22 protein-coding genes are annotated in these 24,238 nt (G+C 71.3%); 7 read left to right on the forward strand and 15 right to left on the reverse strand.

Annotated elements, in window-relative coordinates; translation table 11 throughout:
* Nucleotides 1-163 precede the first annotated feature (163 nt).
* Nucleotides 164-799, reverse strand: a complete 636-nt coding sequence (locus tag J4709_RS38660; RefSeq protein ID WP_307801927.1) for a hemerythrin domain-containing protein — start codon at nt 797-799, stop codon at nt 164-166.
* Between the two features lie 27 nt (nt 800-826).
* A complete protein-coding gene (locus J4709_RS38665) occupies nt 827-1,288 on the reverse strand; it encodes a carboxymuconolactone decarboxylase family protein (RefSeq protein WP_208248892.1) in 462 nt (153 codons plus the stop codon).
* Between the two features lie 144 nt (nt 1,289-1,432).
* On the opposite strand from J4709_RS38665, the gene J4709_RS38670 reads away from it, so the two are divergent.
* A complete protein-coding gene (locus J4709_RS38670) occupies nt 1,433-2,374 on the forward strand; it encodes a LysR family transcriptional regulator (protein WP_307801928.1) in 942 nt (313 codons plus the stop codon).
* 115 nt (nt 2,375-2,489) lie between these two features.
* Here the strand turns inward: J4709_RS38670 and J4709_RS38675 are convergent, their stop codons facing one another.
* Nucleotides 2,490-3,212: a hypothetical protein gene (locus J4709_RS38675; protein WP_232384708.1), complete on the reverse strand. Its 723-nt coding sequence runs from the start codon at nt 3,210-3,212 to the stop codon at nt 2,490-2,492.
* A gap of 28 nt (nt 3,213-3,240) precedes the next feature.
* Entirely contained in the window at nt 3,241-4,464 is a 1,224-nt protein-coding gene (locus tag J4709_RS38680) for a hypothetical protein (RefSeq protein WP_208248897.1), read from the reverse strand.
* Nucleotides 4,465-4,576: 112 nt separating this feature from the next.
* On the opposite strand from J4709_RS38680, the gene J4709_RS38685 reads away from it, so the two are divergent.
* A complete protein-coding gene (locus J4709_RS38685; RefSeq protein ID WP_208248900.1) occupies nt 4,577-5,047 on the forward strand; it encodes an NlpC/P60 family protein in 471 nt (156 codons plus the stop codon).
* Nucleotides 5,048-5,339: 292 nt separating this feature from the next.
* On the opposite strand, the gene J4709_RS38690 is transcribed toward J4709_RS38685, so the two are convergent.
* Nucleotides 5,340-6,941 carry an alpha/beta hydrolase gene (locus J4709_RS38690; RefSeq protein ID WP_208248901.1) on the reverse strand — a complete coding sequence of 534 codons (1,602 nt, stop codon included), beginning with the start codon at nt 6,939-6,941 and terminating at the stop codon, nt 5,340-5,342.
* Nucleotides 6,942-7,235: 294 nt separating this feature from the next.
* On the opposite strand from J4709_RS38690, the gene J4709_RS38695 reads away from it, so the two are divergent.
* Nucleotides 7,236-9,785 (forward strand): collagenase, encoded by a 2,550-nt coding sequence (locus J4709_RS38695; RefSeq protein WP_208248904.1) that lies wholly within the window; start codon nt 7,236-7,238, stop codon nt 9,783-9,785.
* Between the two features lie 95 nt (nt 9,786-9,880).
* Here J4709_RS38695 and J4709_RS38700 read toward each other — a convergent pair whose 3' ends face one another.
* From J4709_RS38700 to J4709_RS38720, 5 genes are read right to left on the reverse strand one after another with little or no spacing between them, the layout of a single operon-like run.
* On the reverse strand, nt 9,881-10,825 hold the full coding sequence (locus tag J4709_RS38700) for an ABC transporter ATP-binding protein (RefSeq protein ID WP_307801929.1): 945 nt from the start codon (nt 10,823-10,825) through the stop codon (nt 9,881-9,883).
* Nucleotides 10,822-11,790 carry an ABC transporter ATP-binding protein gene (locus J4709_RS38705; RefSeq protein ID WP_208248906.1) on the reverse strand — a complete coding sequence of 323 codons (969 nt, stop codon included), beginning with the start codon at nt 11,788-11,790 and terminating at the stop codon, nt 10,822-10,824. The genes J4709_RS38700 and J4709_RS38705 overlap by 4 nt, the downstream gene beginning before the upstream one ends.
* Nucleotides 11,787-12,776, reverse strand: a complete 990-nt coding sequence (locus J4709_RS38710) for an ABC transporter permease (RefSeq protein WP_208248911.1) — start codon at nt 12,774-12,776, stop codon at nt 11,787-11,789. The genes J4709_RS38705 and J4709_RS38710 overlap by 4 nt, the downstream gene beginning before the upstream one ends.
* Entirely contained in the window at nt 12,773-13,720 is a 948-nt protein-coding gene (locus tag J4709_RS38715) for an ABC transporter permease (RefSeq protein WP_208248914.1), read from the reverse strand. Before J4709_RS38715 ends, J4709_RS38710 begins: the two co-directional genes overlap by 4 nt.
* On the reverse strand, nt 13,717-15,408 hold the full coding sequence (locus tag J4709_RS38720) for an ABC transporter substrate-binding protein (protein ID WP_208248916.1): 1,692 nt from the start codon (nt 15,406-15,408) through the stop codon (nt 13,717-13,719). The genes J4709_RS38715 and J4709_RS38720 overlap by 4 nt, the downstream gene beginning before the upstream one ends.
* Before the next feature lie 97 nt (nt 15,409-15,505).
* Between J4709_RS38720 and J4709_RS38725 the strand changes: the two genes are divergently transcribed.
* Entirely contained in the window at nt 15,506-16,930 is a 1,425-nt protein-coding gene (locus J4709_RS38725; protein ID WP_208248919.1) for an aminopeptidase P family protein, read from the forward strand.
* 33 nt (nt 16,931-16,963) lie between these two features.
* Here J4709_RS38725 and J4709_RS38730 read toward each other — a convergent pair whose 3' ends face one another.
* Complete coding sequence (locus tag J4709_RS38730; protein WP_208248921.1) at nt 16,964-17,632, reverse strand: GntR family transcriptional regulator; 669 nt, start codon at nt 17,630-17,632, stop codon at nt 16,964-16,966.
* An 82-nt stretch (nt 17,633-17,714) separates the two neighbouring features.
* Nucleotides 17,715-18,671: a LysR family transcriptional regulator gene (locus J4709_RS38735; RefSeq protein WP_208248924.1), complete on the reverse strand. Its 957-nt coding sequence runs from the start codon at nt 18,669-18,671 to the stop codon at nt 17,715-17,717.
* A gap of 61 nt (nt 18,672-18,732) precedes the next feature.
* Here J4709_RS38735 and J4709_RS38740 point away from each other — a divergent pair, with 61 nt between their 5' ends.
* Complete coding sequence (locus J4709_RS38740) at nt 18,733-19,548, forward strand: ATP-binding protein (RefSeq protein WP_208248927.1); 816 nt, start codon at nt 18,733-18,735, stop codon at nt 19,546-19,548.
* 22 nt (nt 19,549-19,570) lie between these two features.
* Here J4709_RS38740 and J4709_RS38745 read toward each other — a convergent pair whose 3' ends face one another.
* From J4709_RS38745 to sigK, 3 genes are all read right to left on the reverse strand, one after another.
* A complete protein-coding gene (locus tag J4709_RS38745; RefSeq protein WP_208248929.1) occupies nt 19,571-20,242 on the reverse strand; it encodes a GntR family transcriptional regulator in 672 nt (223 codons plus the stop codon).
* Nucleotides 20,243-20,402: 160 nt separating this feature from the next.
* Nucleotides 20,403-21,113, reverse strand: a complete 711-nt coding sequence (locus J4709_RS38750; protein ID WP_208248932.1) for an anti-sigma factor — start codon at nt 21,111-21,113, stop codon at nt 20,403-20,405.
* Nucleotides 21,110-21,706: an ECF RNA polymerase sigma factor SigK gene (sigK, locus tag J4709_RS38755; RefSeq protein WP_208248934.1), complete on the reverse strand. Its 597-nt coding sequence runs from the start codon at nt 21,704-21,706 to the stop codon at nt 21,110-21,112. The genes J4709_RS38750 and sigK overlap by 4 nt, the downstream gene beginning before the upstream one ends.
* A gap of 135 nt (nt 21,707-21,841) precedes the next feature.
* On the opposite strand from sigK, the gene J4709_RS38760 reads away from it, so the two are divergent.
* Together J4709_RS38760 and J4709_RS38765 are read left to right on the forward strand one after the other, a co-directional pair.
* Nucleotides 21,842-23,458 carry a molybdopterin-dependent oxidoreductase gene (locus J4709_RS38760; protein ID WP_307801932.1) on the forward strand — a complete coding sequence of 539 codons (1,617 nt, stop codon included), beginning with the start codon at nt 21,842-21,844 and terminating at the stop codon, nt 23,456-23,458.
* Nucleotides 23,459-23,510: 52 nt separating this feature from the next.
* On the forward strand, nt 23,511-24,131 hold the full coding sequence (locus tag J4709_RS38765; RefSeq protein ID WP_208248939.1) for a fasciclin domain-containing protein: 621 nt from the start codon (nt 23,511-23,513) through the stop codon (nt 24,129-24,131).
* Nucleotides 24,132-24,238: the final 107 nt, after the last annotated feature.

Below are 24,238 nucleotides of genomic sequence, written 5' to 3' on the forward strand. Positions count from 1 at the left end.
AATCCATGCTGGGTGGATGGTGAGGACGGGGCGGTCGAAGGGCCGTTTTCGGTGACCGCGGCTGAGCGGGTGGAGTTGGAGCGCGGGAAGCAACGAGGTCTCCGCTGGATGGGCAACGGTGAGTCGAGCCATCTGCACGGAGACCTCGTGGCCAGGGTGAGCGTCAGACGCCGGAGTTCCAGCGGTTCAGCGCGGCGTAGGCGGGCTGCCACTGGGCGGCGTAGGCGGCGCGGGCGGGCGGGGGCAGCGGGGCGAGCATCACCGCGGCGTTGTCCTCGGTGGCGCCGTCCAGCAGCCACGGCAGCAGCCGGGGCGCGTTGGGGCCGATCTTCTGGCCGTGGACCTGCCCGAAGTGCGCCCACTGCTGCGGGGTGGCGACCGCCTGGATCAGCGGCAGCGTCTGGTCCTCCTCGTGCCCGAGGTGCCCGTTCAGGCCGGTGACCAGGGCGTCGACCAGATCCCCGAGCCGGTCGAGCGGGCCGTCAGGGTCGGCCAGCGCCGCGTCGATCGCCGCGATGACCTCGTCGACGGCGGCGTGCTCGGCTTCCATCGCCTCCAGCAGCGCCAGGTCGTCCGGCCGGTCGGCCAGCGTCCGGCGCAGCGCGGGCCACAGCGCGTCGTCCTCGGCGGTGTGGTGGACGTGCAGGGAGGTGGTGAACAGCTCCCAGCCGGCGGCGGTACGAAGCAGCGCGCGGGGGTCGTCGTCCGGGCGGGCGGTGGCCTTGGCCAGGTGTTCCAGCTCGCGCCGCAGCGCGTCGTGCATGACGTACATCGCCGTCATGTCGAGCGTTTCGCTCACTGCAGACTCCTATCGTCGTGGGAGGGTTCAGCCCCAGGTGGCGCCGGCGGGCTCCTTGATGGAGGCGTTGAGGCGGTTGAACATGTTGGTCACGCCGATCAGCAGGATCAGCGCGGCGATCTGCTTCTCGTCGTAGTGGTCGGCGACCTGGTCCCACAGCCGGTCGTCCACCGCGTCATCGGAGCGGTCGGCCAGCCGGGTGACCGCCTCGGTCAGCGCCAGCGCGGCCCGTTCGGCGTCGTCGAAGAACGGCGCCTCCCGCCACGCGGCGACCGCCGCGATCCGCTCGGTGCTCTCCCCGGCCTTGGCCAGGTTGGCGTTGTGCGCGTGCACGCACGCCGAGCAGCCGTTGATCTGACTGGCGCGCAGCCCGACGATCTCCTGCAGCTCGTGGGAGATGCCGCCGGCGTTCACGGCCTTGAAGATCGCCCCGATGCCCTTCATGCCGTCGGGCAGCACGTAGGCGGGGTTGGTCATCCGCGCTTGCATGATCGTTTCCTTTCGTGGAGGGAAGCGGCCGGCCCGGCCGTCACATCGGCTCGGTCCGATCCGTCGATCGGTGTGACGGGCCGCCGCTGACCAGCACCAACCCTCACCGGGGCGCCGGCCGCGATCAACGTAAACTTCGCGCACGTGCTGATAACGCACGGCTTATCACCGCAGATGGGGGCACAGATGGAGCTGCGGGACATCGAGATCTTCCTGGCCCTGGCCGAGGAACTGCACTTCGGCCGGACCGCCGCGCGCCTGCACGTGACCCAGGCGCGCATCAGCCAGGCGATCGGCCAGCAGGAACGCCGCCTCGGCGGAGCGTTGTTCGACCGCTCCAACCGCCGCCAGATCCGTCTCACCCCGCTCGGCCGCCAGCTCCGCGACGACCTGACCCCCGTCTACGCGGGGCTGCGCGACAGCCTGGAACGCGCCCGCCTGGCCGCCCGGGGCATCACCGCCGTACTGCGCATCGGCCTGATGCCCTTCAACATCGCCGAACTGCACCCCTACTGGAAGCGATTCCGCGAGCTGCATCCCCAATGGCAGTTGCAGATCCGTCCCGGATCACTGACCGACCCGTTCGCCGGTCTCCGCACCGGCGACGTCGACGTCCTCGTCGCCTGGCTGCCCGTGGAGGAACCCGACCTGATCGTCGGCCCGGCCCTTCTCGTCGACCGCCGGATCCTGGGCGTCGCAGCCGACCACGAACTCGCCGAGCGGTCCTCCGTGCCGCTGGACGCGTTCGCCGACCATCCCCAGGCCAGCGCCCATCTCAACCTGGACTACTGGGAGGACCAGTACCTGCCCTTCTACACTCCGAGCGGCCACGCCATCGAACGCAGCGAGTTCGTCGCCGACGCCGGCGAACTCATCAACCTCGTGGCCACCGGCGAGATCGTCCATCCCTTCCCCGGCCATGTCACCCGCTACTGGTCCCTGCCCCACATCACCTGGATCCCCATCCCGGCCATGCCGACCCTCACCTACGCCCTGATCTGGCGCGCCGACGCCGAGACCGACGCCATTCGCGCGCTCGCCGGCACCGTGAGGAAGATCGGCCCGACCCGCCTCGACGAGCGCTGAACGGAACACCCCTGCAACTGCGGAAAAGGTGAGCCGGCGAGGGCGGCGTGGCCGTCCTCGGCGTCCGCGTCCCCGCATTCGCCCTGGTCGGCGGACGGGACGTGAACGATGAAGGTCAGACGGGCGGCATCAGATCGCTCTCGCTGATGGTGTACGTCAGCGGGGGATAGACGAAGTCCGTTTCATTGTTCTCCCGGCGGCGTAGCCGGTAGAACTCGCGGCTCTGCTCATCGTCGGCCAACGTGAGCGGCACATCCTGTGGGAGGAATGCGTGCCCGTCGCGGAACCGAACGAGGGTCTTTGACGTCCGGAAGGTCACGCCCAGCCATTGGTCGTCCGCCGTCTGAGCGGACGAGTCCAGTACGATCTTGTGCTTGAGTCGCCGGTTCGAGTCGATGGAGAATGCGACGATGCTGTTGTGGGCGAGTGGAATCTCGAACCTCTCGCCGGTCTCCTTCGATTCGCAGATCAGTTTCCTCGGCGGATTCGCTTCGGCCTGCTGATAGCAGGAGAAGACGGCGATAAAGGACCCGTCGGCCAGATCGAGGGCCTGGTCGGAATGGCTGCCCATGGTCTTGTAGACGTTCGTGTAGTTCTCGATGAGAGCGTTGTTGAAGCCGACCGGAAACGCCGCCCGTTCTTGAATCCGTTGCGCCAGCCGTTCGTGCACCGCCCGGAAACGCTGCGGCGGGACGCTGTATCGAGTGGTGGTACGGACGAGAGGCACGCAGTCCGCCTCGTCGACCTTGGTGAGCACGGCGCCACGCCGGCCTTTTCCCACGTCTTCCCAACGAGTCGACGCGGACAGCTCGGCGAAGAGGTTCTCCTCGGTCGTCAAGGCGTACGAGAGGATCTCATCCGAGATGCTAGGCGTGGGGGGCAACGTAGTCTCCCGTGTTCATGCTGAAGAAGAACGCGTCGCCGTAATCGATGAAGGACGAGGTCCTGTTCTCCTCGGCGTACAGTCTGCGCAGTTCGTTCATGCCCTCCGGTGTGGGCGGCTCCAGCCTCACCAGATCTCCGTCCGCTTTGAGGAACGTGCGGCCGTTCTTGTGGACGGCTTCGGCGCTCGAACAGCGCACCACGTATCCCATGCGGGTCGGGAGCAGCCCGGCGTCCAACGCCGAGGGCCGGATCTCGTGCGTGTACAGGCGGTTGGTGGACAGCGGCATGAAGAACACGGAGCCTGGATAGAGGGTCACGGTGAACTGCGGGGGGAGTGCGCCCCCGTCGCGTTCTCCGGTCGGCTCCTTGAGGCGAAAGTGGAGCTTGGTCAGCCCGCTGATGCCCTTCACGCCGTGGTCGAAGGCATCCTCGGCCAGGGGTTGCAGTTTGTCGAGCCCCTCATAGAAGGTGCAGAAGGCCATGATGCCGTTGACGGGCATGTCCTTGGTCTTGTCGGCATGCGCCGAGATCTTGGCCTTGGATTGCTTGCGCTCGTCGGTGGCGGGGGTGTTGTGGTAGATCTGAGCGAGCACGTGATTCAGCGGCGCCTGGTTCCGGAAGACGGCGGCGGCCTCGCGGTTCAGCGCCTCGACGATGCGCGTGTCGGTCGGACGGAAGCCCTCGGTCGGCCCCGAGAGATTCGTCGAGCACCGGAGCAGGCGGAAATGCAGCTCGTCGCCGTTTCGCGTGACCGGCGTCAGATAGATTCCCTTGCGATGGGCTGTTCCGGGCTTGGTGGACTCCGTCAGGGACTGGAACGCGTGCTCCGCGCGGATCCGGTTGAAGTGATCGGAGCCGAGGTCGAAAAAGCGGCGATAGTGCACGCCGGCGCCGTGTACGCGGATGGGAACCTGGCCGGGGTCGACGAAGGACCAAGGTTCGTCGGCGTCCTCGCGGTACCCGTGCGAAAGCTCCCGGATAACGAATACCCGGGCCGCCGCATGCAGTTGGCGGCCGCTGATCCCGGATACATCGCCACACAAATAGACGGTCTTCTGTGCGAGGTCGAGGGAACCAGATGCAAGGTCCTCTTGCGTGATCGTGGACCCGAAAAAATCCTTGACAAATTCATGGTCCCGCAAGGTCGAAGGCGCGACCAAGATGTTGCGCGCATCTTCGAGGCAGGCTTCTGCTGGTTCCGTCATGTGACCTGTACCCGCCATTCGTACTCCCGGACGGTAGAGGGTATAAGATTATCACTCTTCAGCTTGGCGACGCCTTGGCCGAACGGTGCTCGCCTCGCGAAGGGCTATTCGAATGAGCGGCGATGATCCGGAGGGGATCGTGCTGGAGAAGTTGCCGGACGCTCTGTGGGCCACTCGGTACGTCGGTGATCGCTTTCCGGCGTCGCCGCTGGTGGCCGCCAGGCCTGGGCTCGCCGATGGGGCCAACTGCCAGCTGTTCGCTTATGAGGTGCTCAGACTGTTCCAACTCGACCCGCCTGACCTGCGGTCGAGTGAGCTCTGGGCTGACGCGGAGTTCACCGAGCGGGTCCCGGAGGCTCGTCCTTTGGACCTGGTCCTGTTCAACGCCACTCAGCAGGCGTGGGGTGCTCATGTGGGAGTCTGCGCCGGTGACGATCGGATCCTGCACTTGTGCGCCGAGGTCGGATACCCCGTCGTCTGGAGCTGGCGGGAGTTCTCGGACCGGAAGCGGTACGGGACTTTGGTCGGCATCAAACGGGTAGTGCGTCGCCTGCACGAGCGTCCGCAGCCCTCGGAGGCATAGGCGGCGCTGTTCAGCCGGGCTGATCCACTGGCCGCGGAGCGGCTGATCAGGGGGTGTGGGCATAGCCGAAAGTTATGTTTCGGCTGATGCCGCGGAGCACCGAGGTGCGGCGATACTTCCGGTGCCCCTCCGACCGGGTGGTCGGCGGGGCGTGCGGCCGGGGCCGCGGTCCCGGACGCGACCGCGTCGGCGACAGAAGGGAGCCGGACCCGCCGGCCGCCGGGAGGGCTCCTCCTCACCGCGAAGTCTCCCGGCGGCCGGCCGTGCGGCATTCCATGGCGGGCGCGCTCGGTCAGAGGCGTCCGTGGACGGCCTCGGGGCCGGTGACCGGGACCCCCGTCCTCAGCGTCTTCGCGTTTGCCGTCGGCTCGATGTACGACGGCTCCGGATCCGGTTCGGGCGTGCAGGTCTTGGCGATGAAGCCCTTCCCTGAAGGCAGGGTCCCGTCGCGCAGGTATGCGGCGAACGTGTCGTCCAGGCAGGCGTTGCCGTGGAACAGGATCTCGTGGAAGCTGCCGCCGTTCTGGACGACGAGCTTCGAGCCGGGCAGCGCCTTGTGCATCGCGACGCCTCCCGGGTACGGGGTGGCCGCGTCCTCGGTCGCCTGGAACAGCAGGACGGGCGGCAGGCCCTTACCAGTGATCTTGAGGCGGCCCTTGCCGGCAGGCGAGGGCCAGAACATGCACGCGGCGTTGTACCACATGTTGTTGTAGGTGTAGAAGGGCGCGACCGCGTTCACCTTCGCCTGGTCCTTCTTCCAGAACTCCCAGTCGCGCGGCCAGGTGCTCTCGGTGCATTGCGCGGCGTTGTAGTTGGGGAAGGCGCCGTCGTCCGGGCCGGGCGCGGCGTACCGGTTGTAGGCGATGTTCAGCGGCTTGGTGTCGTGCTTGGTGAAGTACGCCGACAGGACGGTCGCCATCCGGGGCCAGCGCAGGAAGTTGTAGCCGCCACCGTAGAAGGTGTCCTCGAACTCGGCCGGGCCGATGTTCCCGGTGGCGGGCGCGGCGGGCACCGGATGGGCGCGCAGGGCGTCCTCCATCGCGTAGTACTTCTTGATCACCTCCTTCGCGTCGCCGCCCAGGTGGTAGACGGAGTCGGCTTTGGCGGTCCATGCGGCGAAGGCGTGGAAGCGCCGTTCGTGCTCCTTGTCCTGCAGGATGTTGTGGTCGTACCAGGAGATGGCGGGGCCGACGATGCTGTCCAGGACCATGCGCCGCACGTGGGACGGGAAGAGCTGGCCGTAGGTCGAGCCGAGCGAGGTGCCCCACGAGCCGCCATAGAAGTTGATCTTCTGGACGCCGAGCGCGCGGCGGATCGCGTCCATGTCCCGCGCGTTGTCCTCGGTGGTCATGTGCGGCAGCACGCTGCTCCAGTTCGCCGCGCAGTCGGCGGCGTATTTGGCGGCCTTCTCCAGCCACGCCTTCGCGGTGCCGTGTTCGTACTGGTAGTCGGGCCGTTCGGCGTCGAAGTAGTGCGGGTCGCAGACGACGTGCGGTTCGCTGCCGTTGGTGCCGCGCGGGTCGAAGCCGATCCAGTCGTAGGCGGCGGCCACGTCCGCCGGCATCTGGCCGGCGATGTAGGCGGGCATCCACAGGCCGCTGTCGCCGGGGCCGCCCGGGTTCAGCAGGATCGGGCCCTGCCGCTTCGCCGTCGGCGCGGTCGCGGGCAGCCGGTCGAGCTTGATCTTGATCTTCGCCCCGTGCGGGCGGGCGTGGTCGAGCGGGACCGCCAGCATCGCGCACTGCAGCGCGGGCGTGGCCGGATCCCCGCAGGACGACCAGTTCAGCCGGTCCGGGCCGGGGGCGCCGGCCCCGGGGGCCGCGGCGGCCGGGCTCGCGGCGCCCAGCGCGGTGGCCGCGAGGCCCGCGGTCAGCAGTGCCCATCGTTTCCTCACATGTCCTCCTTCGGTGAGCGCGCCGCGGACGGGCGCGCTCCGCGACGGATCATCAGCGATGTGCAATGTCACATACCACACTTCAGGAACAGGCGTTACCTAACCGTGATCATTGTGCCCGGTGATGGCACGGGCTCTTCTTGCAGGGGCAATTCCGAGCCGCGGCACCGGGCCCGGTGAAAAGCAGGACGGCGCGGTCATAGCGAAGGTTTATGGGGTCGCTTATGACCGGCGATCGGTTTCCGCATTCAGACTGCGGGCGCACGTTCCCCCCACCCCCGGAGGAAGCCCCCCGTGAAGAAGCACAGATCCCGCAGAAGCCTGCCGGCGCTGCTCGCGCTGGCCCTCGGCATCGGCCTCGTCCAGCTGGGTGCGGCGCCCGCCCAGGCCGCTCCCAAGCCGCCGCCGGTGCGGACGGCGATCGCAGGCGGCGACGCGCGGCACGTCCAGAAGGCGCCGCTCCCCGCCAAGGACCGGCCGCCGCTGTCCGCCGACTCCAAGCAGGCGCTCCGGCAGGACATGGACAAGCCCAGGCCGGCCACGGACCACCCCCGACCGTCCATGAAGAAGGCCACCGGAAAAGGCAAGCTCAAGTCCCAGGCGGCCGCGAGCTGCAACGTCGGCGACTTCACCGGCCGCACCGGCGGCGCGCTGGTGCAGCAGATCGAGTCGTCGACGACCGACTGCGTCAACACCCTGTTCAGCCTCACCGGTACCGACGCCTACTACGCGTTCCGCGAGGCGCAGATGACGACCGTCGCGTACGCCCTGCGCGACAACGCGCTGAACTACCCGGGCGACAACAGCACGGGCACCGCGCAGCTCGTCCTGTACCTGCGCGCCGGGTACTACGTCCAGTGGTACAACGCCTCGACGGTCGGCACCTACGGACAGTCGCTCAAGACGGCGATCGAGGCGGGGCTGGACGGCTTCTTCGGCAACTCCAAGTCGTCGACGGTCAGCGACGCCGACGGCGAGGTGCTCGCCGAGGCGGTCACCCTGATCGACAGCGCGCAGGAGAACGACCGCTACCTGTACGTGGTGAAGCGCCTGCTCAACGGCTACAACAGCTCCTACGACGCGTCCTGGTGGATGCTGAACGCGGTCAACAACGTGTACACGGTGCTGTTCCGCGGCCACCAGGTGCCGGCGTTCGTCACGGCCGTCGAGGCCGACCCGAGCGTCCTCGACGCACTCGACGCGTTCGCGCTGAACCACCTGTCGCTGCTCGGCACCGACCGTGCCTACCTGGCGTCCAACGCCGGACGGGAGATGGCCCGGTTCCTGCAGCACGCCCCCTTGCAGGCCAAGCTCCGGCCGATGGCGAAGGGGCTGCTGGCCAAGAGCGGCATGACCGGGCCGACCGCGCCGCTGTGGGTCGGCGTCGCCGAGATGACCGACAGCTACGACAAGGCCAACTGCTCGTCCTACGGCACCTGCGACCTGCAGAACCGGCTCGCGGCGAGCGTCCTGACGATCAACTACGCGTGCAGCTCCAGCATCCGGATCCGCGCGCAGGAGATGTCGGCCGCCGAGCTGAAGGACACCTGCACCAGCCTGCTGAACCAGGACGCCTACTTCCACGGCATCGTGAAGGACGGCGGCAAGCCCGTCGCGAACGACCACAACTCGACGATCGAGGTGTGCGTCTTCGATTCCAGCACCGACTACCAGACCTATGCCGGCGTGATGTTCGGCATCGACACCAACAACGGCGGCATGTACCTGGAGGGCGACCCGGCGGCGGCAGGGAACCAGCCCAGGTTCATCGCCTACGAGGCCGAGTGGGAACGACCCACGTTCGCGATCTGGAACCTCAACCACGAGTACACGCACTACCTCGACGGCCGCTTCGACATGTACGGCGACTTCAACGCCGGCACGACCACGCCCACCGTGTGGTGGATCGAAGGGTTCGCCGAGTACGTCTCCTACTCCTACCGGCAGGTCGACGACACGTCGGCGATCGCCGAGGCGGCGAAGCGCACCTACGCGCTGAGCACCCTGTGGGACACCACCTACGCCAACGACACCACCCGCATCTACTACTGGGGTTATCTCGCGGTCCGCTACATGCTCGAGAAACACCCCAACGACATCGCCACACTGCTCGGGTACTACCGGTCGGGCGACTACAACGGTGCCCGCACGTTCCTGACCGGCACCATCGGCGGCCGCTACGACGGTGATTGGTGGACGTGGCTGGACGCCTGCGCGGCCGGCGCATGCTCGGGCGGCGGGGGCGGCACGAACAAGGCGCCCACCGCATCGTTCACGTCCACGGCGAACGGCCGGGCCCTGTCCTTCACCGACACCTCCACCGACTCCGACGGCACCATCGCCTCCCGCCGGTGGGACTTCGGCGACGGCACCACCTCCACGTCGGCGAATCCGTCGCACACCTACTCGGCGGACGGCAACTACACCGTCTCCCTGACCGTCACCGACAACGACGGCGCCACCGGCACGGCGACGCGGCAGGTCTCGGTGTCCGGCGGCGGTGGCGGGACGACCCCGGAGTGCACGGGGAGCGACACCCGGCAGCTCGCGCAGAACTGCCAGCGCAGCAACCTTTCCGCGGCGCAGGGCGGCAACGCCTACCTGTACCTGTACGTCCCGGCCGGGACGAAGTCCCTCACGATCACCTCGTCGGGCGGCACCGGGAACGCCGACCTGTACTACAACGCCGCGAGCTGGGCCACGTCCACGTCCTACACGCAGCGCTCCACCGGCAGCGGCAACGACGAGACGCTGACGATCGCCAACCCGCCGTCCGGCTACAACTACATCACCCTCTACGGAAAGGCGGCCTTCAGCGGCGCCGCCGTGAAGGTCGAGTACTGACCTTCACGACCCTGACCGCATGAGCCAACAGAAAAGTGCCGGGACCGGACAATGGAGTCCGGTCCCGGCGCCTTTCCATGCCCGGTTATCCGTGCTCAGTGCACTTCGGGGAAATGGCAGGCGGCCTGCCGGCCGGCCACCTCCGCGAGCACGGGCCTCTCGACGCGGCACCGGTCCTGCGCCTTGAAGCAGCGCGGGTGGAACGCGCAGCCCGCCGGCGGCTCCGCAGGGCTCGGCGGGTCGCCGCGCAGCACGATCCGCTCACGTTCCCGCTCCGCCACCGGGTCCGGCAGCGGGACGGCCGACAGCAGCGCCTTGGTGTAAGGGTGCGCGGGCGCGCCGTACACCGTGTCGCGGTCGCCGATCTCGACGATCCGGCCGAGGTACATGACCGCGACGCGGGCGCACACATTTCGCACCACCGCCAGGTCGTGAGCGATGAACACGTACGCCAGGTCCAGGTCGCGCTGGAGTTCGGCCAGCAGGTTGACGATCTGCGCCTGGATCGAGACGTCCAGCGCCGACACCGGCTCGTCGGCGACGACGAGCCGGGGCCGGGTGACCAGCGCGCGGGCGATGCCTGCGCGCTGCGCCTGTCCGCCGGAGAACTCGTGCGGGTACCGGTCGGCGTGCTCGGCGCCGAGCCCCACCCGCTCGAGCATCTCCCGGACCCGCGGGCCCGGGTCCCGGACGCCCTGGACGCGCAGCGGCTCGGCGATGATCGAGCCGATCGTCCGCCGCGGGTTCAGCGAGGAGAACGGGTCCTGGAAGATGATCTGCAACTGGCCGCGCAGCGGCCGCATCCGCCGCGGCGGGAGCCGGGTGATGTCGCGGCCGCCGAAGGCGATCCGGCCGCTCGTCGCGTCCAGCAGCCGGACGAGCATCCGCCCGGTCGTGGACTTGCCGCAGCCCGACTCGCCGACCAGGCCGAGCGTCTCGCCGGCGCGGACGGTGAGGTCGACGCCGTCGACGGCGCGGACGGTGCCGCGCCGGGTGCGGAAGGTGCGGGTCAGCCCGTCCAGTTCGAGCAGTGCGGTCACGGGGCGGCCTCCTCGGGGGCGGAGAGCAGGTGGCAGGCGGCCGGGTGCGCGCCGCCGGTGAGCTCGGGACGGACCGTCGCGCACCCGTCGATCCGCTCGGGGCAGCGCGGATGGAACGGGCACCCGCCCGGCGGGGACAGCAGGTCCGGCGGGTTGCCCGGGATCGGGGCGGGCGCGCCGGGCGGGCCGTCGAGGCGGGGGAGCGAGCCGAGCAGCCCGCGCGTGTAGGGGTGCCGCGGTCCGGTGAACAGTTCGGCGACCGCGGCCTTCTCCACGCTCCGTCCCGCGTACATCACGAGCACGTCGTCGGCCACCCGCGCGACCACGCCGAGGTCGTGGGTGATCAGGACGACGGCGAGGCCGCGGTCGCGCTGCACGCCGGCGATCAGCTCCAGGATCTGCGCCTGCACGGTGACGTCCAGCGCGGTGGTCGGCTCGTCGGCGATCAGCAGGTCGGGTTCGCAGGCCAGCGCCATCGCGATCATCACCCGCTGCCGCATGCCGCCGGAGAACTGGTGCGGGAAGTCGCGGGCGCGCTCGCGCGGCGCCGGCACGCCGACGTCGGCGAGCGCCCGGACGGCGTCCTCGCGGGCCCGCCGGCGGGACGCGCCGAAGTGCAGCCGGCGCGTCTCGGCGATCTGCTCGCCGACCCGGTGGTTCGGATGCAGCGAGGACATCGGGTCCTGGAAGATCATCGCCATCCGGCGGCCGCGCAGCGCCCGCACCGCCTCCCGGCCCGCGCCGACGATCTCGGTGCCGTCCAGCTCGATCGAGCCGCCCACCCGGGCGGCGGCGTGCAGTCCCATGATCGCCAGGCTGGTGGCGGACTTGCCGGACCCGGACTCGCCGACGATGCCGAGCGTGCGTCCCCTCTCCAGCGCGAACGACAGCCCGTCCACGGCGCGGACGGTGCCGCGCGGGCCGGGGAACTCGACGGTCAGGTCGCGGACGGTCAGCAGGCTCATGCGTACCTCACCTGGGGGTCGAGGAGGGCGTAGACGAGGTCCACGACGAGGTTGGCGAAGGTGATGAAGAAGGCGGCGAGCAGCGCCACGCCCATCACGACCGGCTGGTCGGACTTGTCGATCGCGTCGATGGTGAGCTGCCCGAGGCCGGGCAGCCCGAACACGCTCTCGGTGATGACGGCGCCGCCGAGCAGCGCGCCGAGGTCCATCCCGAACACCGTGAACACGGGGGTCAGTCCGGCGCGCAGCCCGTGCTTCACCACGACCGTCCGCTCGGGCAGGCCCTTGGCGCGAGCCGTCCGGATGAACGGCTCGGCCATCGTCTCGACCATCGAGGCGCGGGTCAGCCGCGCGTACATCGCGGCGTACAGCAGCGCGAGCGCCGCCCAGGGCAGCACCAGGTTCTTCGCCCAGCCGACCGGGTCGGACCCGATCGGCACGTACGACGAGTAGGGCAGCAGCCCGCCGATCTGCACGACCAGCACCATGAGCGTCATCGCGGTGAAGTAGACGGGCAGCGAGGCGGAGGTGAGCGTGCCGACCATCATCGCCCGGTCGAGGAGCGTGTCCTTGCGCAGGGCGGACAGCACGCCGGCGGCGACGCCGCCCGCCAGCCACAGCAGCGCGGCGCCCGCGGCGATCGACAGCGTGGTGGGCAGCCGGTCCATCATCAGGTCCCAGACCGGGGTGTCGTTCTGGTAAGAGAAGCCGAGGCAGGGGAAGTGGCACTGCACGGCATGGGGCCCGTCGCCGTACGTCCGGCCGGCGAGGACACCGGTCAGGTAGTCGGTGAACTGCCGCCACAGGGGCCGGTCCAGCCCCATCTGGTGGTGCAGCATCGCGAGCCGCTCGGGCGTGCACGACTTGCCGCACGCCTGCAGCGCCGGGTCGGCGGGGAACACGTAGAAGATCGTGAAGGTGGCGGCGCAGATGACCAGCAGGACGCCGGCGACGCCGAGCAGCCGGAGCGCGAGGTAGCGGATCACCGGTTGCCGCCCCGCGGGTCGAGGGCGTCCCGGAACGCGTCGCCGAGCAGGGTGAACGCCAGCACGGTGAGCAGCAGGCAGACGCCCGGGACGACGAAGTAGGCGGGGTCGACCTGGTACCAGCCGATCGCCTTGGACATCATCTGCCCCCAGGACGCGGTGGGCGGCCGGACGCCGATGCCGAGGAACGACAGCGCCGCCTCGGTGCCGATGTTGACCGGGATGGTGAGGGTGGCGTAGACGAGGACGGGCGCCATCAGGTTCGGCAGCACCTCGTGGAACACGATGCGGCGGCGGGTCATCCCGGTGGCACGGGCGGCGTCCACGAACTCCCGGTTGCGCAGCGAGAGCGTCTGGCCGCGGACGATCCGCCCGATGTAGGGCCAGCCGAAGAAGCCCATGACGAGGACCAGCTCCAGCGTCCGGTTCGCCTCCGGCAGCACCGACACGAGCGCGATCATGAAGATGAGCTGCGGGAAGGACAGGACGAGGTCCATCACCCGGCTGATCAGCAGGTCGGTGCGGCCGCCGGCGAACCCCGCGGTCAACCCGAGTGCGGTGCCGGCCGTGGTGGCGACGGCGGTGGCCAGCAGGGAGATCAGCAGCGAGATGCGGGCGCCGTAGACCATCCGGCTGAACACGTCGCGTCCGGTGCCGGGCTCGGCGCCGAGCCAGAAGTGCGCATCGATGCCGCCGAACGAGCCGCGCGGCGCGCCCGCCAGCGCGTCGTCGATCTTCTCGGGGTGGAACTCGTTCGGGCCGTGCCCGTTGAGCGCGGTGAGCAGCGGGGCGGCCAGCGCCATCAGCACGAACAGCGCGACGATGGCCAGGCCGAGGAGCGCGGCGCGGTCATGGCGCAGCCGGGCGCCGGCCAGCCGCCAAGGGGAGCGGCCGGCCGGCGGCGGCGCGGCATGCCTGCCGGGAGTGAGGGGGAGCGCGCTCAACTCTTCACTCCGATGGTGGCGAAGTCGTACTCGCCCTCCCAGATCGGGTGACCGATCGCACCGGTGACCTTGGAGCCGCGCAGTAACGGCAGCTTGTCGTAGATGAGCGGGATCATCGGCGACGCCTGCATCAGCGCCTGGTCGACGCCCTGCCAGTCCGCCGACCTCCCGTCCTTCACCGCGGTCTCGATCCTGGTGTTGAGCACCTTGTCGTCGAGCTGGGAAACGGCGGTGTTCCCCTTCGGGGTGATGTTGTTCCCGTCGAAGACCGGCTGGACGAACGAGGACGCGGACGGGTAGTCGGCGCACCAGCCGTAGAAGACCAGCTCGTCCTCCTTCCGGACGTCGCCGATCGTGCTGTAGTACACGCTGTTGGAGACGGGGTTGATCCGCACCTTCACCCTGACGCGGGCGAGCCCCTGCTGCACCGCCTCGGCTTCGGCCTTGCCCTGCTCGGTGCTGGTCGTGGTCAGGTTGATGGAGAATCCTGCGCCTTTGCCGGCAGCGGTGAGCAGCTGCTCGGCCTTGGCCGGGTCGCCCTTCGGCGGGGCGTGGTAGACGTCGAGGGTCTGGCCGTTCATCAGCGTGGGCGGGAGGTAGGAGCCGGCCGGCGCGCCGATGCCGCTGCCGCCGTGCGCCGTGCGGTAGGCGTCCTTGTCCACCGCGTACTGCATCGCTTGCCGGACGCGCGGATCGTTGAACGGCGGCTTCGCGGTGTTCATCGCCAGGAATCGGGTGCACAGGCCGAGCTCGCTGGTGAACCGCCTCTTGATGTCGGGCCGGGTGAGGATCCGCGCCATGCTCGACGCGGCCACGCTGTAGAGCGTGATCGCGCGCTGGTCGGCGCCCTGGTCGGCGATGAGCCGCTGGTCGATGGTGGCCTGGGCGAGCCCCTCCTGCACGTCGATCCGGTCCGGCCGGGCCTGCCGGACGGAGTCGGTCGCCTTGCTCCAGTAGGGGTTGCGGACGAGCAGCAGCCGCTTGCCGCGGTCGTAGGTCTGGATCCTGTACGGCCCGGACGAGAACGGCCGCTTGTCGAAGTCGACGCCGGAGTCCTTGGCCTTCGGGACCGGCGCGAAGGTCGGCAGCGTCGCGATCTGCGGCCACTCCATCGACGGTCTCCTCAAGTGGAAGACGATCGTCCGGGCGTCGGGGGTCCCGATCGAGTCCAGGCCCTTCGGATCCTTGTAGGGCCCGTGGTACTCGTCGCCGCCGGCCAGCATCGTCCGCGCGTAGCCGGGGCCTTCGGGCAGGTCGGGGGCGAACGACCGCTCGACGCCGTACTTGACGTCCTGGCTGGTGACGGGGGAGCCGTCCTCGTACTTCAGGCCCTGTTTGAGGTGGAACGTCCAGGTGAGGCCGCCGTCGCCGGTCCGGCCGGTGTCGGTGGCCAGGTCCGGGACGACCTTGGTGCCGGCCTGTCCGGAGGCGGCGGCGTACGTGGTGAGCGTCCGGTAGAGGAGGCGGGTCCCGAAGTCCATCGCGAACATCACGTAGTTGCGCTGGGGGTCCAGGTGCTCCATGTCCTTGGTGTAGAGGACGGTGAGCGTGCCGCCGTTCGAGCCGCCCCGCCCTCCCGATCCGGACGAGCCGCCGGAGTCGCAGGCGGACAGGGCGCCGGCCGCGAGGGCCAGGACGGCGGGCAGGGCGGCGGGCAGGGCGAGGCGGGTGCGTGGAGGGCGTTTCATGCGGCAACTCCCGACGTCGTCGTTGAAGTGCCATATAAAATAGTACAGTAAAATTGTACCCTCCCGACCCGTTACCGAATCTCCATCAGGGACCCACATGGAAGACCGCCTCGCCACCGGCAGCCACGACCTCCCGGTGTCCGCCGCACTCGCCGCGTCCATGACCCGGGACTGGGCGCCGCCGCGCCCGCCCGCCCCCGCGCGACTGCCCGTCGCCGCACACGCCGCCCGCCGCCGCGCCGCCCTGTCCGAGCGCTTCCCCGGCGAACGGCTCGTCCTCCCGGCCGGAACGCCGAAGGCGCGCAGCAACGACTGCGACTACCGCTACCGCCCGCACACCGCCTACGCGCACCTCACCGGCGACACCGCCGCCGACACCGGACCCGGCGCCGTGCTCGTCCTGGAGCCGTCCGCCTCCGGGCACGACGCCGTGCTGTACCGCCGCCCACCCTCCGCGCGCGGCGACGACGGGTTCTTCCGTGACCGCCGCGACGGCGAGTTCTGGGTCGGGCCGCGCGAACCGCTCGCCGTCACCGAGAGCAGGCTCGGCATCGACTGCGCGCCGCGCGGCGACCTCGCCGGCGCGCTGCGCGCCGGCGGGCCCGCCCGGGTCCTGCGCGGCGCCGACCCGGACGTGGACGCCGCTGTGCCGGTGAAAGACCCCGAACTGGACCGCGAGCTCGCCGCCGCGGCCGCCGAACTGCGGCTCGTCAAGGACGCCTGGGAGCTCGCCGAGCTGCAGAGCGCCGTCGACCACACCTCCCGCGGCTTCACCGAGGTCGCCGCCGCGCTGCCCGGACTCGTCGCCCGGCCGCGCGGCGAGCGGTGGGTCGAGGGCACCTTCGACCGCGTCGCCCGCGCCGAGGGCAACGGCACCGGCTACGACACCATCGCCGCGAGCGGCGCGCACGCCTGCGTCCTGCACTGGACCCGCAACGACGGCGTGCTGCGGATGGGCGACATGCTCCTGCTGGACGCCGGCGTCGAGACCGACACCCTCTACACCGCCGACGTCACCCGGACCCTGCCGGTCAGCGGCTGGTTCACCCCTCGCCAGCGGCAGGTTTACGACCTCGTGTACCACGCGCAGGAGGCGGGCCTCGCCGCCGTCCGCCCGGGCCGCAGCTTCCGCGAGTTCCACATCGCCGCGATGCGCGTCATCGCCGAGGGCCTCGAGGAATGGGGCGTGCTGCGCAGCGCGGAGGAGGCCCTCGAATCAGGGACCTACCGCCGCTACACCCTGTGCAGCAGCGGGCACATGCTCGGCATGGACGTGCACGACTGCGCGAAGGCGCGCGCATCGCAGTACCTCGACGGGGTGCTGCGGCCCGGGCACGTCCTGACCGTCGAACCCGGCCTCTACCTGCAGCCCGACGACCTCACCCTGCCCCCGGAGCTGCGCGGCATCGGCGTGCGGATCGAGGACGACGTCGTCGTCACCGAGACCGGTGCGCGGCTGATGTCGGCCGGGCTGCCGCGCCACCCTGCGGAGATCGAAGCGTGGATGGGCGGGCTCGCCTGACCCCCGCCCCGCCGTCCGGCGGGCAGGGCCCGGTCAGGTCCAGGCGCCGCGCACGTGGCCGAGGTGCCGCAGCATGATCTCCTCGGCCCGCGCGGCGTCGCCCGCGACCAGCGCGTCCAGCAGCTCCCCGTGCTCGGCGGCCGCCGCGACCAGCTCCGTCCCGGGCGACACCGTGGCAAGCCCGTACATGCGCGAACGGCTGCGCAGGTCGAGGACCGTCCGGACGAGCGTGCGGTTCCCGGTCCGCTCCAGCAGCTCGGTGTGGAACCGGCGGTCGGCGTCGAGGTAACCGCCCACGTCGCCGTCGCCGGCCCGGTCGGCGGCCTCGCCGGCCAGCGCGCGCAGCCGGTCCACCGCGTCGGGCGGCAGCGCGCCCGCCAGCCGGGTGACCGCCGGCACCTCGACCATCTCGCGGATCTCCGTGAGCTCGGCCAGGTCGCGGGCGGACAGCGCGACGACCCGGAAGCCGCGGTTGCGCACCGCCTCGAACAGCCCGTCCCGGACCAGGTCGATCATGGCCTCGCGGACCGGAGTGGGCGACACCCCGAACTCCTCAGCGAGCGCGGGGGCGGAGTACACCACGCCGGGCTGCAGCTTTCCGCTCAGCAGCGCAGACCTCAGCGCCGCGGTCACCTGCGCGCGCAGGCTGTCGCGTTCGCCGAGGCCCGGCAGGCCGATATGAGCGGCGGCCACCGGATCCATAAGCCCTCCTCACCGGGCATCAGGATACCGTTCCGGCCCGCCGGGACAGGGCCCGCCGGCCGCGCCGCCGCGCGTCCCGGGGTCAGAGGAGAGGGTGCACCTCGGGATGGGCGCGCCACCACGCGCCGAAAGACGGGTTGTCGTCCACGTGCGCGGTGAACGCCTCGGCGAGACCGCGGTAGAGGGCCGCGGCGTCCCGCTCGCCGAGCCGGTCCCGCCGCCACGCCACGATCAGCCGCGCCACCTGCGGCTCGCCCGCCAGCGGGCGCACCACCGTGCCCGGGTGCGGCGGCCACGTCGGATCGACGAGCCGCACCCCGTGCCCGCCCGCGACCAGCGTGGACGCCGCGCCGCTCGGCGCCTCGTAGCGCAGCCGCGGCTCGAACCCGGCGGCCCGGCAGGACGCGCGCAGCGCCGCGAGCGAGCCGTCGTCGGAGCCCGGCGGGGCCACCCACGGCTCGTCCCGCAGGTCCGTCAGCGCCACCTCGTCCCGGCCGGCCAGCGGATGGCCCGCCGACAGCGTGATGAAGATCGGGTAGCGGGGGACGAGGGTGCGGCTGACCACCGGCTGCGCCAGCGGCACGTCGAAGCCCTCCATGATCCCCATCAGCGCGGCGTCCAGGTGCCCGCGGGCCAGCGCGTCGGCGAGCAGGGCCGAGGACGGCTCGATGCGCAGCGACACCTCCCGGCCGGGCAGCGCCTCGCCGAGCATCCCGACGATGCCGGCGACGCAGCCGGTGTGCACCGAGCCGAGCGCGACGGGCTCGCCCGCCCCCGAGTCGGCGTGCAGGTCGCCGAAGAGCGCGTCGATCTCCGCCAGCACCATCCGGGCGCGCGCGATCACCTGGGCGCCGAGCGGCGTCGGCTCGAGCCCGGACCTGCTCCGCACGAACAGCGCGCCGCCGACCAGCTCCTCGACCCTGCGCAGCTGGTTGGTCATGGCCGGCTGGGACATGCCCATCCGGGCGGCCGCCCTCGTCACGCTGCCCGTCTCCGCCATCGCGCAGATCATGCGGAGATGCCGGATATCGAGATCCATAGGCAAAAATTATGCACGAGCCGATGTTTTTTGGCCCTATTTCGCGTTGATACTGCCGGTCATGTCGGGAACCACCCTGCCGGGAACCTCATGGTCGGCCCGGGCGAGGACCTGCCGCCTGCGCGACGGCGGCTTCCCCGGCCTGCCGCTGCCGTCCGGCGACGGCGCGCCCGCCGCGGCGCGCGCCGCCGTGCGCGCCCTCCTCACCGAACTCCGCATGCCGCCGGACGCGGCGCACGACGCGAAGGTGATCGTTTCCGAGCTCGCCACCAACGCGGTCCTGCACTCCGGCCGCGCCCGCGGACTCCCGCCCGCGGGCGGGCTCGAGCTCTGGGCCCATCTGCGGTGGCGGACGCGGCCCGAGATCGTCGTCACCGTGTTCGACCCCGGCCCGTGGCCGGGACCCGGCGTCTTCGCGGCGCCGCGTTCCGCCCCGCCAGGTGCCCTCGGCGGCCGGGGACTCCAGGTCGTGGACGCACTGACCGCCGCGGCGGGCGGCCGCTGGGGCGGCCACCCGACTCGGTCCCGGCTCGGCGCCCGGCCGGCACCCGGCAAGGCCGTCTTCTTCTCCCTGCCGCTCCCGGACGGCGCCGCCCCCGGACCTCTCGCGGGACTGCGCCCCGCCGAACGGATCGGCGCGCTGCTCGTGGCCCGCGGGCTTGAGCCCGTCCTGACCGGCGGGCCCGAGGCGACCGAGCTGAGCGTCCCGGACGGGCCGTCCTGCCGCGTCGTTACCGGCCGGCTGACGTGCACCTTTCCGGGCTCTGCGCCCGTCGGCCACCCGGCGGCCGACGCCGTCGAGGTCGCCGAGCAGATCGTCCGCTGGCACGAGGAGAAGGCCGCGGCCGTCGTCCCGGCCCCGCGGCCCGGCGCCTGACGACCGTCCGCCTGCTTCGCCGTCAGGACCGGTGCCGCTCCGGGTGGTCCGCCCAGATCCCGCGGATGTGCTCCAGATGGCGCCGCATCAGCGCGCCCGCCGCCTCGGCATCGCCCGCCGCGACCAGCTCCAGCAGCTCCTCGTGCTCGCGCGCCGACGGCTCCAGCTCGCCGCGCTCGGCGAGGCGCGGCACCCCGTACAGCCGGGACTTGCGGCGCAGCTCGCCCACCAGCCCGACCAGCTGCGCGTTCGCCGCCAGCGACAGCAGCTCCAGGTGGAAGCGGTGGTCCGCCTCGATGTAGCCGCGCATGTCGCGGCGGCCGGCGGCCTCGACGATCCGCCCGGCGAGCGGCGCCAGCTCCCGGACCCGCCCGGGCGGCGCGGTCCGCGCCACCCGCGCCACCGTCGGCACCTCGATCAGCGCGCGCACCTCGGTGATCTCGTCGAGGTCCCGGTCGGACAGCTCGGTGACCCGGAACCCCTTGTTGCGGATCGCACTGACCAGGCCCTCCTTCGCCAGGTCGAGCATCGCCTCGCGGACGGGCGTCGCCGAGACGCCGAACCCGGACGCCAGCAGCGGCGCCGAGTACACCACGCCCGGCCGCATCTCCCCGGTGACGATCGCCGCCCGCAGCGCGCGGGCGACCTGCTCGCGCACGTTCGGGCGCGCACCGGTCGGCGGCTCAAGCTCCATGATTCGCTCTCCCGTCCGGGCAGGCCGCCCGCCTCGTCCCGCCTCCGCCGTCCACGCCACCGTGGACGTCAGAAGACATGCAGTGCTGCACGAAGACATAGCGGACGATGAGCAACAGCGAAAGAGCCGGCGCTGCCGCTACCGGCCACGAGGGCCCGCTTCAGCCCAGCGCGACCGTCAGGATCGGCGCGCTGGTCGGCTGAGGGGAGCCGCCCTCGGGTTCGACTGTGACGCCGAGGCGCCGCGCGTCGCCGAGGCCCGGTGTGATGACGGTGCGTGCCTTGCCCGTCAGGTCTGGCGTTCCTGCGGAGCGCGGCGCGGTGCGGCCGAGCCACCACATCTGGTAGGTCTTCGTCGGCGGCAGATGCCGCAGCCCGGACGTGGTGACGACGGCCTTGCCGAGCGAGCGCGACGAGACGACGGTGACGGTCGCGGCGCCTTGCGCGCGAGTGCTGGAGGTGTCGGCGTCCGGTGCCGTCAGCACGGCGGTGACCTGCCGGTTCAGGGCCTGTGCATGCTCGGCGGCCCGGTGGGAGCGCCACGCCGCGCCGCCGCCGATGAGCGCCAGGACCAGGAACGCCGCGGCGGCGAGCCAGGGCAGCCCGCCGGTGCGGAGCGAGGGCAGGCGGCGGGTGAGCGGCGGGGGCGACTGCCGGGTCCGGGCGATCTCGGCCAGGACGCGTCCGCGCAACCGCTCCGGCGGGCGGCGAGACGCGGCGGCCGCCAGCCGGGCCGCGGTCTCGCGGAGTCCGGCGGTCTCGCCGGCGCAGGCCGGGCAGCCGGACAGGTGGCGTTCGAAGCGGCGGCGTTCCGGACCGGTGAGGGCGTCCAGGACGTAGGGGCCGGTCAGGTCGAGCGGGTCGTGGGTCATGGCTGCACTCCCAGGCAGTCGCGCAGGCGGATGAGTCCGTCGCGCATCCGGGTCTTGACGGCGGCGAGGCCGACGCCGAGCAACTCCGCGACCTCCCGGTAGGTGTAGCCGCCGTAATAGGCGAGCGTGATCGACTCGCGCTGCGTCGCGGTGAGCCCGCGCATGCAGCGGCGCACCTGCTGGTGCTCCAGCCGGGTGCCGACCTCTTCGGCGACCTCGTCGTACTCGCGCGACGGTGCGGTGGCGCGCCCCTCCCGATCGCGGTCGGCCTGGCTGGAGCGGACGCGGTCGACCGCGCGGCGGTGCGCCACGGTCAGAGCCCATGACGTCGCGCCGCCCCGGTCCGGGCGGTAGTGCGACGCCTTGCGCCACAGCTCGACCAGCACGTCCTGCGCGATCTCCTCCGCCTGCGCCGGGTCGCGCACGACCCGCAGCGCGACCCCGTAGACCGGCCCGGACAACCGCTCGTACACCTGCGCGAACGCGTCCTGGTCACCACGCGCGACGCGGGCCAGCAACTCGGCCAGGTCCGGGGGTTCCGCGCCGACCGCCCCTGCTCCGCGCGGCCGCGGTCCGTCGACCGGTTCGTTCATCTCCACCTAGGTGGTTCGGTGCCGGCGGGGCGAAGGATGGGTCCGGAACGCGGCGGAGATTCGACCCATCCGCCGCCCGTCCGGCCCCGAACACCGGATGTGACGGGCGAACGAGCGACAGGACCACTGCGGTGGGTGACCGCCGCGCTGTGCGGGCTCCTGGCAGCCGCGGCCGCGATGGGGATCGCGGAACTGGCGGCCGGTGTGCTCGGACGCACGTCATCGTCACCGCTGCCGGCCGTCGGCGCGGGCTTCATCGACCTCACTCCGGTGTGGCTCAGGGACTTCGCGATCCGGCACTTCGGCGGCAACGACAAGGCCGTCCTGCTCATCGGGCTCGGAGCCGGGATCACCATCGCAGCGCTGGTCATCGGGCTGGTGAGCCGGATCCGGCTCGCCTGGGGCCTGGCAGGGCTCGCCGCCTTCGGGGCCATCGGGGTCATCGCGGCGCTGACCAGACCGGTCGCCGAACCGGTCGACGCGGTGCCTTCGGGGGTCGGCGCGCTCGCCGGCATGGCCGCCCTGACCCTGCTGGCGCGCAGCGCCCGCCCGTTCCTCATCGCGCCTCCCGCCATGGGCGAAGCCGCCCAGAGCACCGCTACCCCCGGCGATGGCGGCGCAATCGAGGTCTCCGACGCCAAGGGCGGGCCGCAACGCCGCCCCAAGGACACCGAACCGGGTTCCTGCATCGACCGCCGCCGCGCGTTGCTGACCGGCGCCGGTGTGGTCGGTGTCGCCGCGGCGAGCGGTGCAGCGGGGCGGGTACTGCTGCACCGGGGCGACGTCTCGTCGGCCCGGGCGGACGTGCGGCTGCCGCGCCCGGCCAGCCCGGCCCGTCCGGTGCCGGCGGGTGCGCAGGTTCGGGCACCGGGCATGACACCGTTCCGCACGTCCGACCGGGACTTCTACCGGGTCGACACCGCGCTCACCCTGCCGCAGGTCGACCCGCGTGACTGGACGCTGCGGATCCACGGCATGGTCGCCCGGCCCGTCGAGCTTTCCTTCGAGGACCTGCTGCGGCAGGCGCTGATCGAACGCGACATCACCCTGTCGTGCGTGTCGAACCAGGTCGGCGGCGACCTGGCGGGCAACGCCCGCTGGCTCGGCGCGCCGCTGGCGCCGCTGCTGCGCCGGGCGGGGGTCCGCGGCGGCGCCGATCAGATCCTGTCCCGCTCGTCCGACGGGATGACGCTGTCCACTCCGATCGAGACGATCCTGGACGGACGGGACGCGATGGTCGCCGTCGGGATGGACGGCGAGCCGCTCCCGATCGTCCACGGCTTCCCCGCGCGGCTCGTCGTCCCCGGTCTGTACGGCTACGTGTCGGCCACCAAATGGGTGGTCGACCTCAAGGTCACCCGCTTCGCGACCGACCGGGCCTACTGGACCAGGCGCGGCTACGCCGAGCGGGCGCCGGTCAAGACGTTCTCCCGCATCGACGTGCCCAAGCCGCTGGCCACCGTCAGAGTGGGGCGGGTCGCCGTCGCCGGCACCGCGTGGGCGCAGCACCGCGGCATCGACGCCGTCGAATGGCAGGTCGACAACGGCCCCTGGCGGCAGGCGCTCCTCGCACCCGTCCCCGGTCTCGACACCTGGCGCCAATGGGTCGCCGAGTGGGACGCCGCGCCCGGCTCCCACACCCTGCGCTGCCGAGCCACCGACGGCACCGGCCACACCCAGCCCGAACACCGCACACCGCCGTTCCCGGACGGCGCGACCGGGTGGCATTCGGTGGTGGTCACCGTCACCTGACCCGGCTCGCACGAACTCAGAACCCATCCTTAACCGAAGCAAGGAGTTCACCATGCACCGCACCCGCATCGCTGTCGGCGTCCTGGCCGCGGTCGCCGTCACCACCGGAGCGGCGGCCTGCTCCAGCAAGGACGACGGCAAGGACGGCGGCACCGCCGCCGCCCCGGCGACCACCATGAGCAGCGCGCCGTCCGGCGACCAGCCGTTCGGCCCCGCCTGCTCGGCCGTCCCGGCGTCCGGCAAGGGCAGCTTCACCGGCATGTCCACCGACCCGGTCGCGACCGCCGCGTCCAACAACCCGGTGCTGTCCACGCTGGTCGCGGCGGTGAAGAAGGCCGGCCTGGCCGACACGCTCAACTCGGGCGAGAACATCACGGTGTTCGCGCCGACCAACGACGCGTTCAAGAAGATCCCCAAGGCGACGCTCGACAAGGTCCTGTCGGACAAGAAGACCCTCACCGGGATCCTGACCTACCACGTCGTCGGCCAGCCGATCGCCCCAGGCCGGCTGTCGTCGGGTGACTTCAAGACCCTTAACGGCGCCATGCTGAAGACCAGCGGCTCCGGTGAGTCGTTCACGATCGGTGACGGCGCGCATGTGGTGTGCGGCAACGTCCACACCGCCAACGCGACCGTCTACATCATCGACAGCGTGCTGATGCCTCCCAAGTGATGCCGGCCGACACGGCGGCCGGGCCCCGAAACGCACGGGTCCGGCCGCCGGGGTACGGCTTGTTGAGGGGATGTGCCACCGAGCCGGTCGCCGACCTTTCAGTCGGC

This window comes from Actinomadura violacea (assembly GCF_017573465.1).
Taxonomy (GTDB): Bacteria; Actinomycetota; Actinomycetes; order Streptosporangiales; family Streptosporangiaceae; genus Spirillospora; species Spirillospora violacea.

Bases quoted from the DNA above. Each gene is read 5' to 3' on its own strand.
- J4709_RS38730 (WP_208248921.1), bottom strand. From the start codon at position 17,632: ATGGATCCGGTGGCCGCCGCTCATATCGGCCTGCCGGGCCTCGGCGAA.
- J4709_RS38680 (WP_208248897.1), bottom strand. From the start codon at position 4,464: ATGACGGAACCAGCAGAAGCCTGCCTCGAAGATGCGCGCAACATCTTG.
- J4709_RS38725 (WP_208248919.1), top strand. From the start codon at position 15,506: ATGGAAGACCGCCTCGCCACCGGCAGCCACGACCTCCCGGTGTCCGCC.
- J4709_RS38765 (WP_208248939.1), top strand. From the start codon at position 23,511: ATGCACCGCACCCGCATCGCTGTCGGCGTCCTGGCCGCGGTCGCCGTC.
- J4709_RS38705 (WP_208248906.1), bottom strand. From the start codon at position 11,790: ATGAGCCTGCTGACCGTCCGCGACCTGACCGTCGAGTTCCCCGGCCCG.
- J4709_RS38750 (WP_208248932.1), bottom strand. From the start codon at position 21,113: ATGACCCACGACCCGCTCGACCTGACCGGCCCCTACGTCCTGGACGCC.
- J4709_RS38720 (WP_208248916.1), bottom strand. From the start codon at position 15,408: ATGAAACGCCCTCCACGCACCCGCCTCGCCCTGCCCGCCGCCCTGCCC.
- J4709_RS38665 (WP_208248892.1), bottom strand. From the start codon at position 1,288: ATGCAAGCGCGGATGACCAACCCCGCCTACGTGCTGCCCGACGGCATG.
- J4709_RS38735 (WP_208248924.1), bottom strand. From the start codon at position 18,671: ATGGATCTCGATATCCGGCATCTCCGCATGATCTGCGCGATGGCGGAG.
- sigK (WP_208248934.1), bottom strand. From the start codon at position 21,706: ATGAACGAACCGGTCGACGGACCGCGGCCGCGCGGAGCAGGGGCGGTC.
- J4709_RS38740 (WP_208248927.1), top strand. From the start codon at position 18,733: ATGTCGGGAACCACCCTGCCGGGAACCTCATGGTCGGCCCGGGCGAGG.
- J4709_RS38685 (WP_208248900.1), top strand. From the start codon at position 4,577: ATGAGCGGCGATGATCCGGAGGGGATCGTGCTGGAGAAGTTGCCGGAC.
- J4709_RS38745 (WP_208248929.1), bottom strand. From the start codon at position 20,242: ATGGAGCTTGAGCCGCCGACCGGTGCGCGCCCGAACGTGCGCGAGCAG.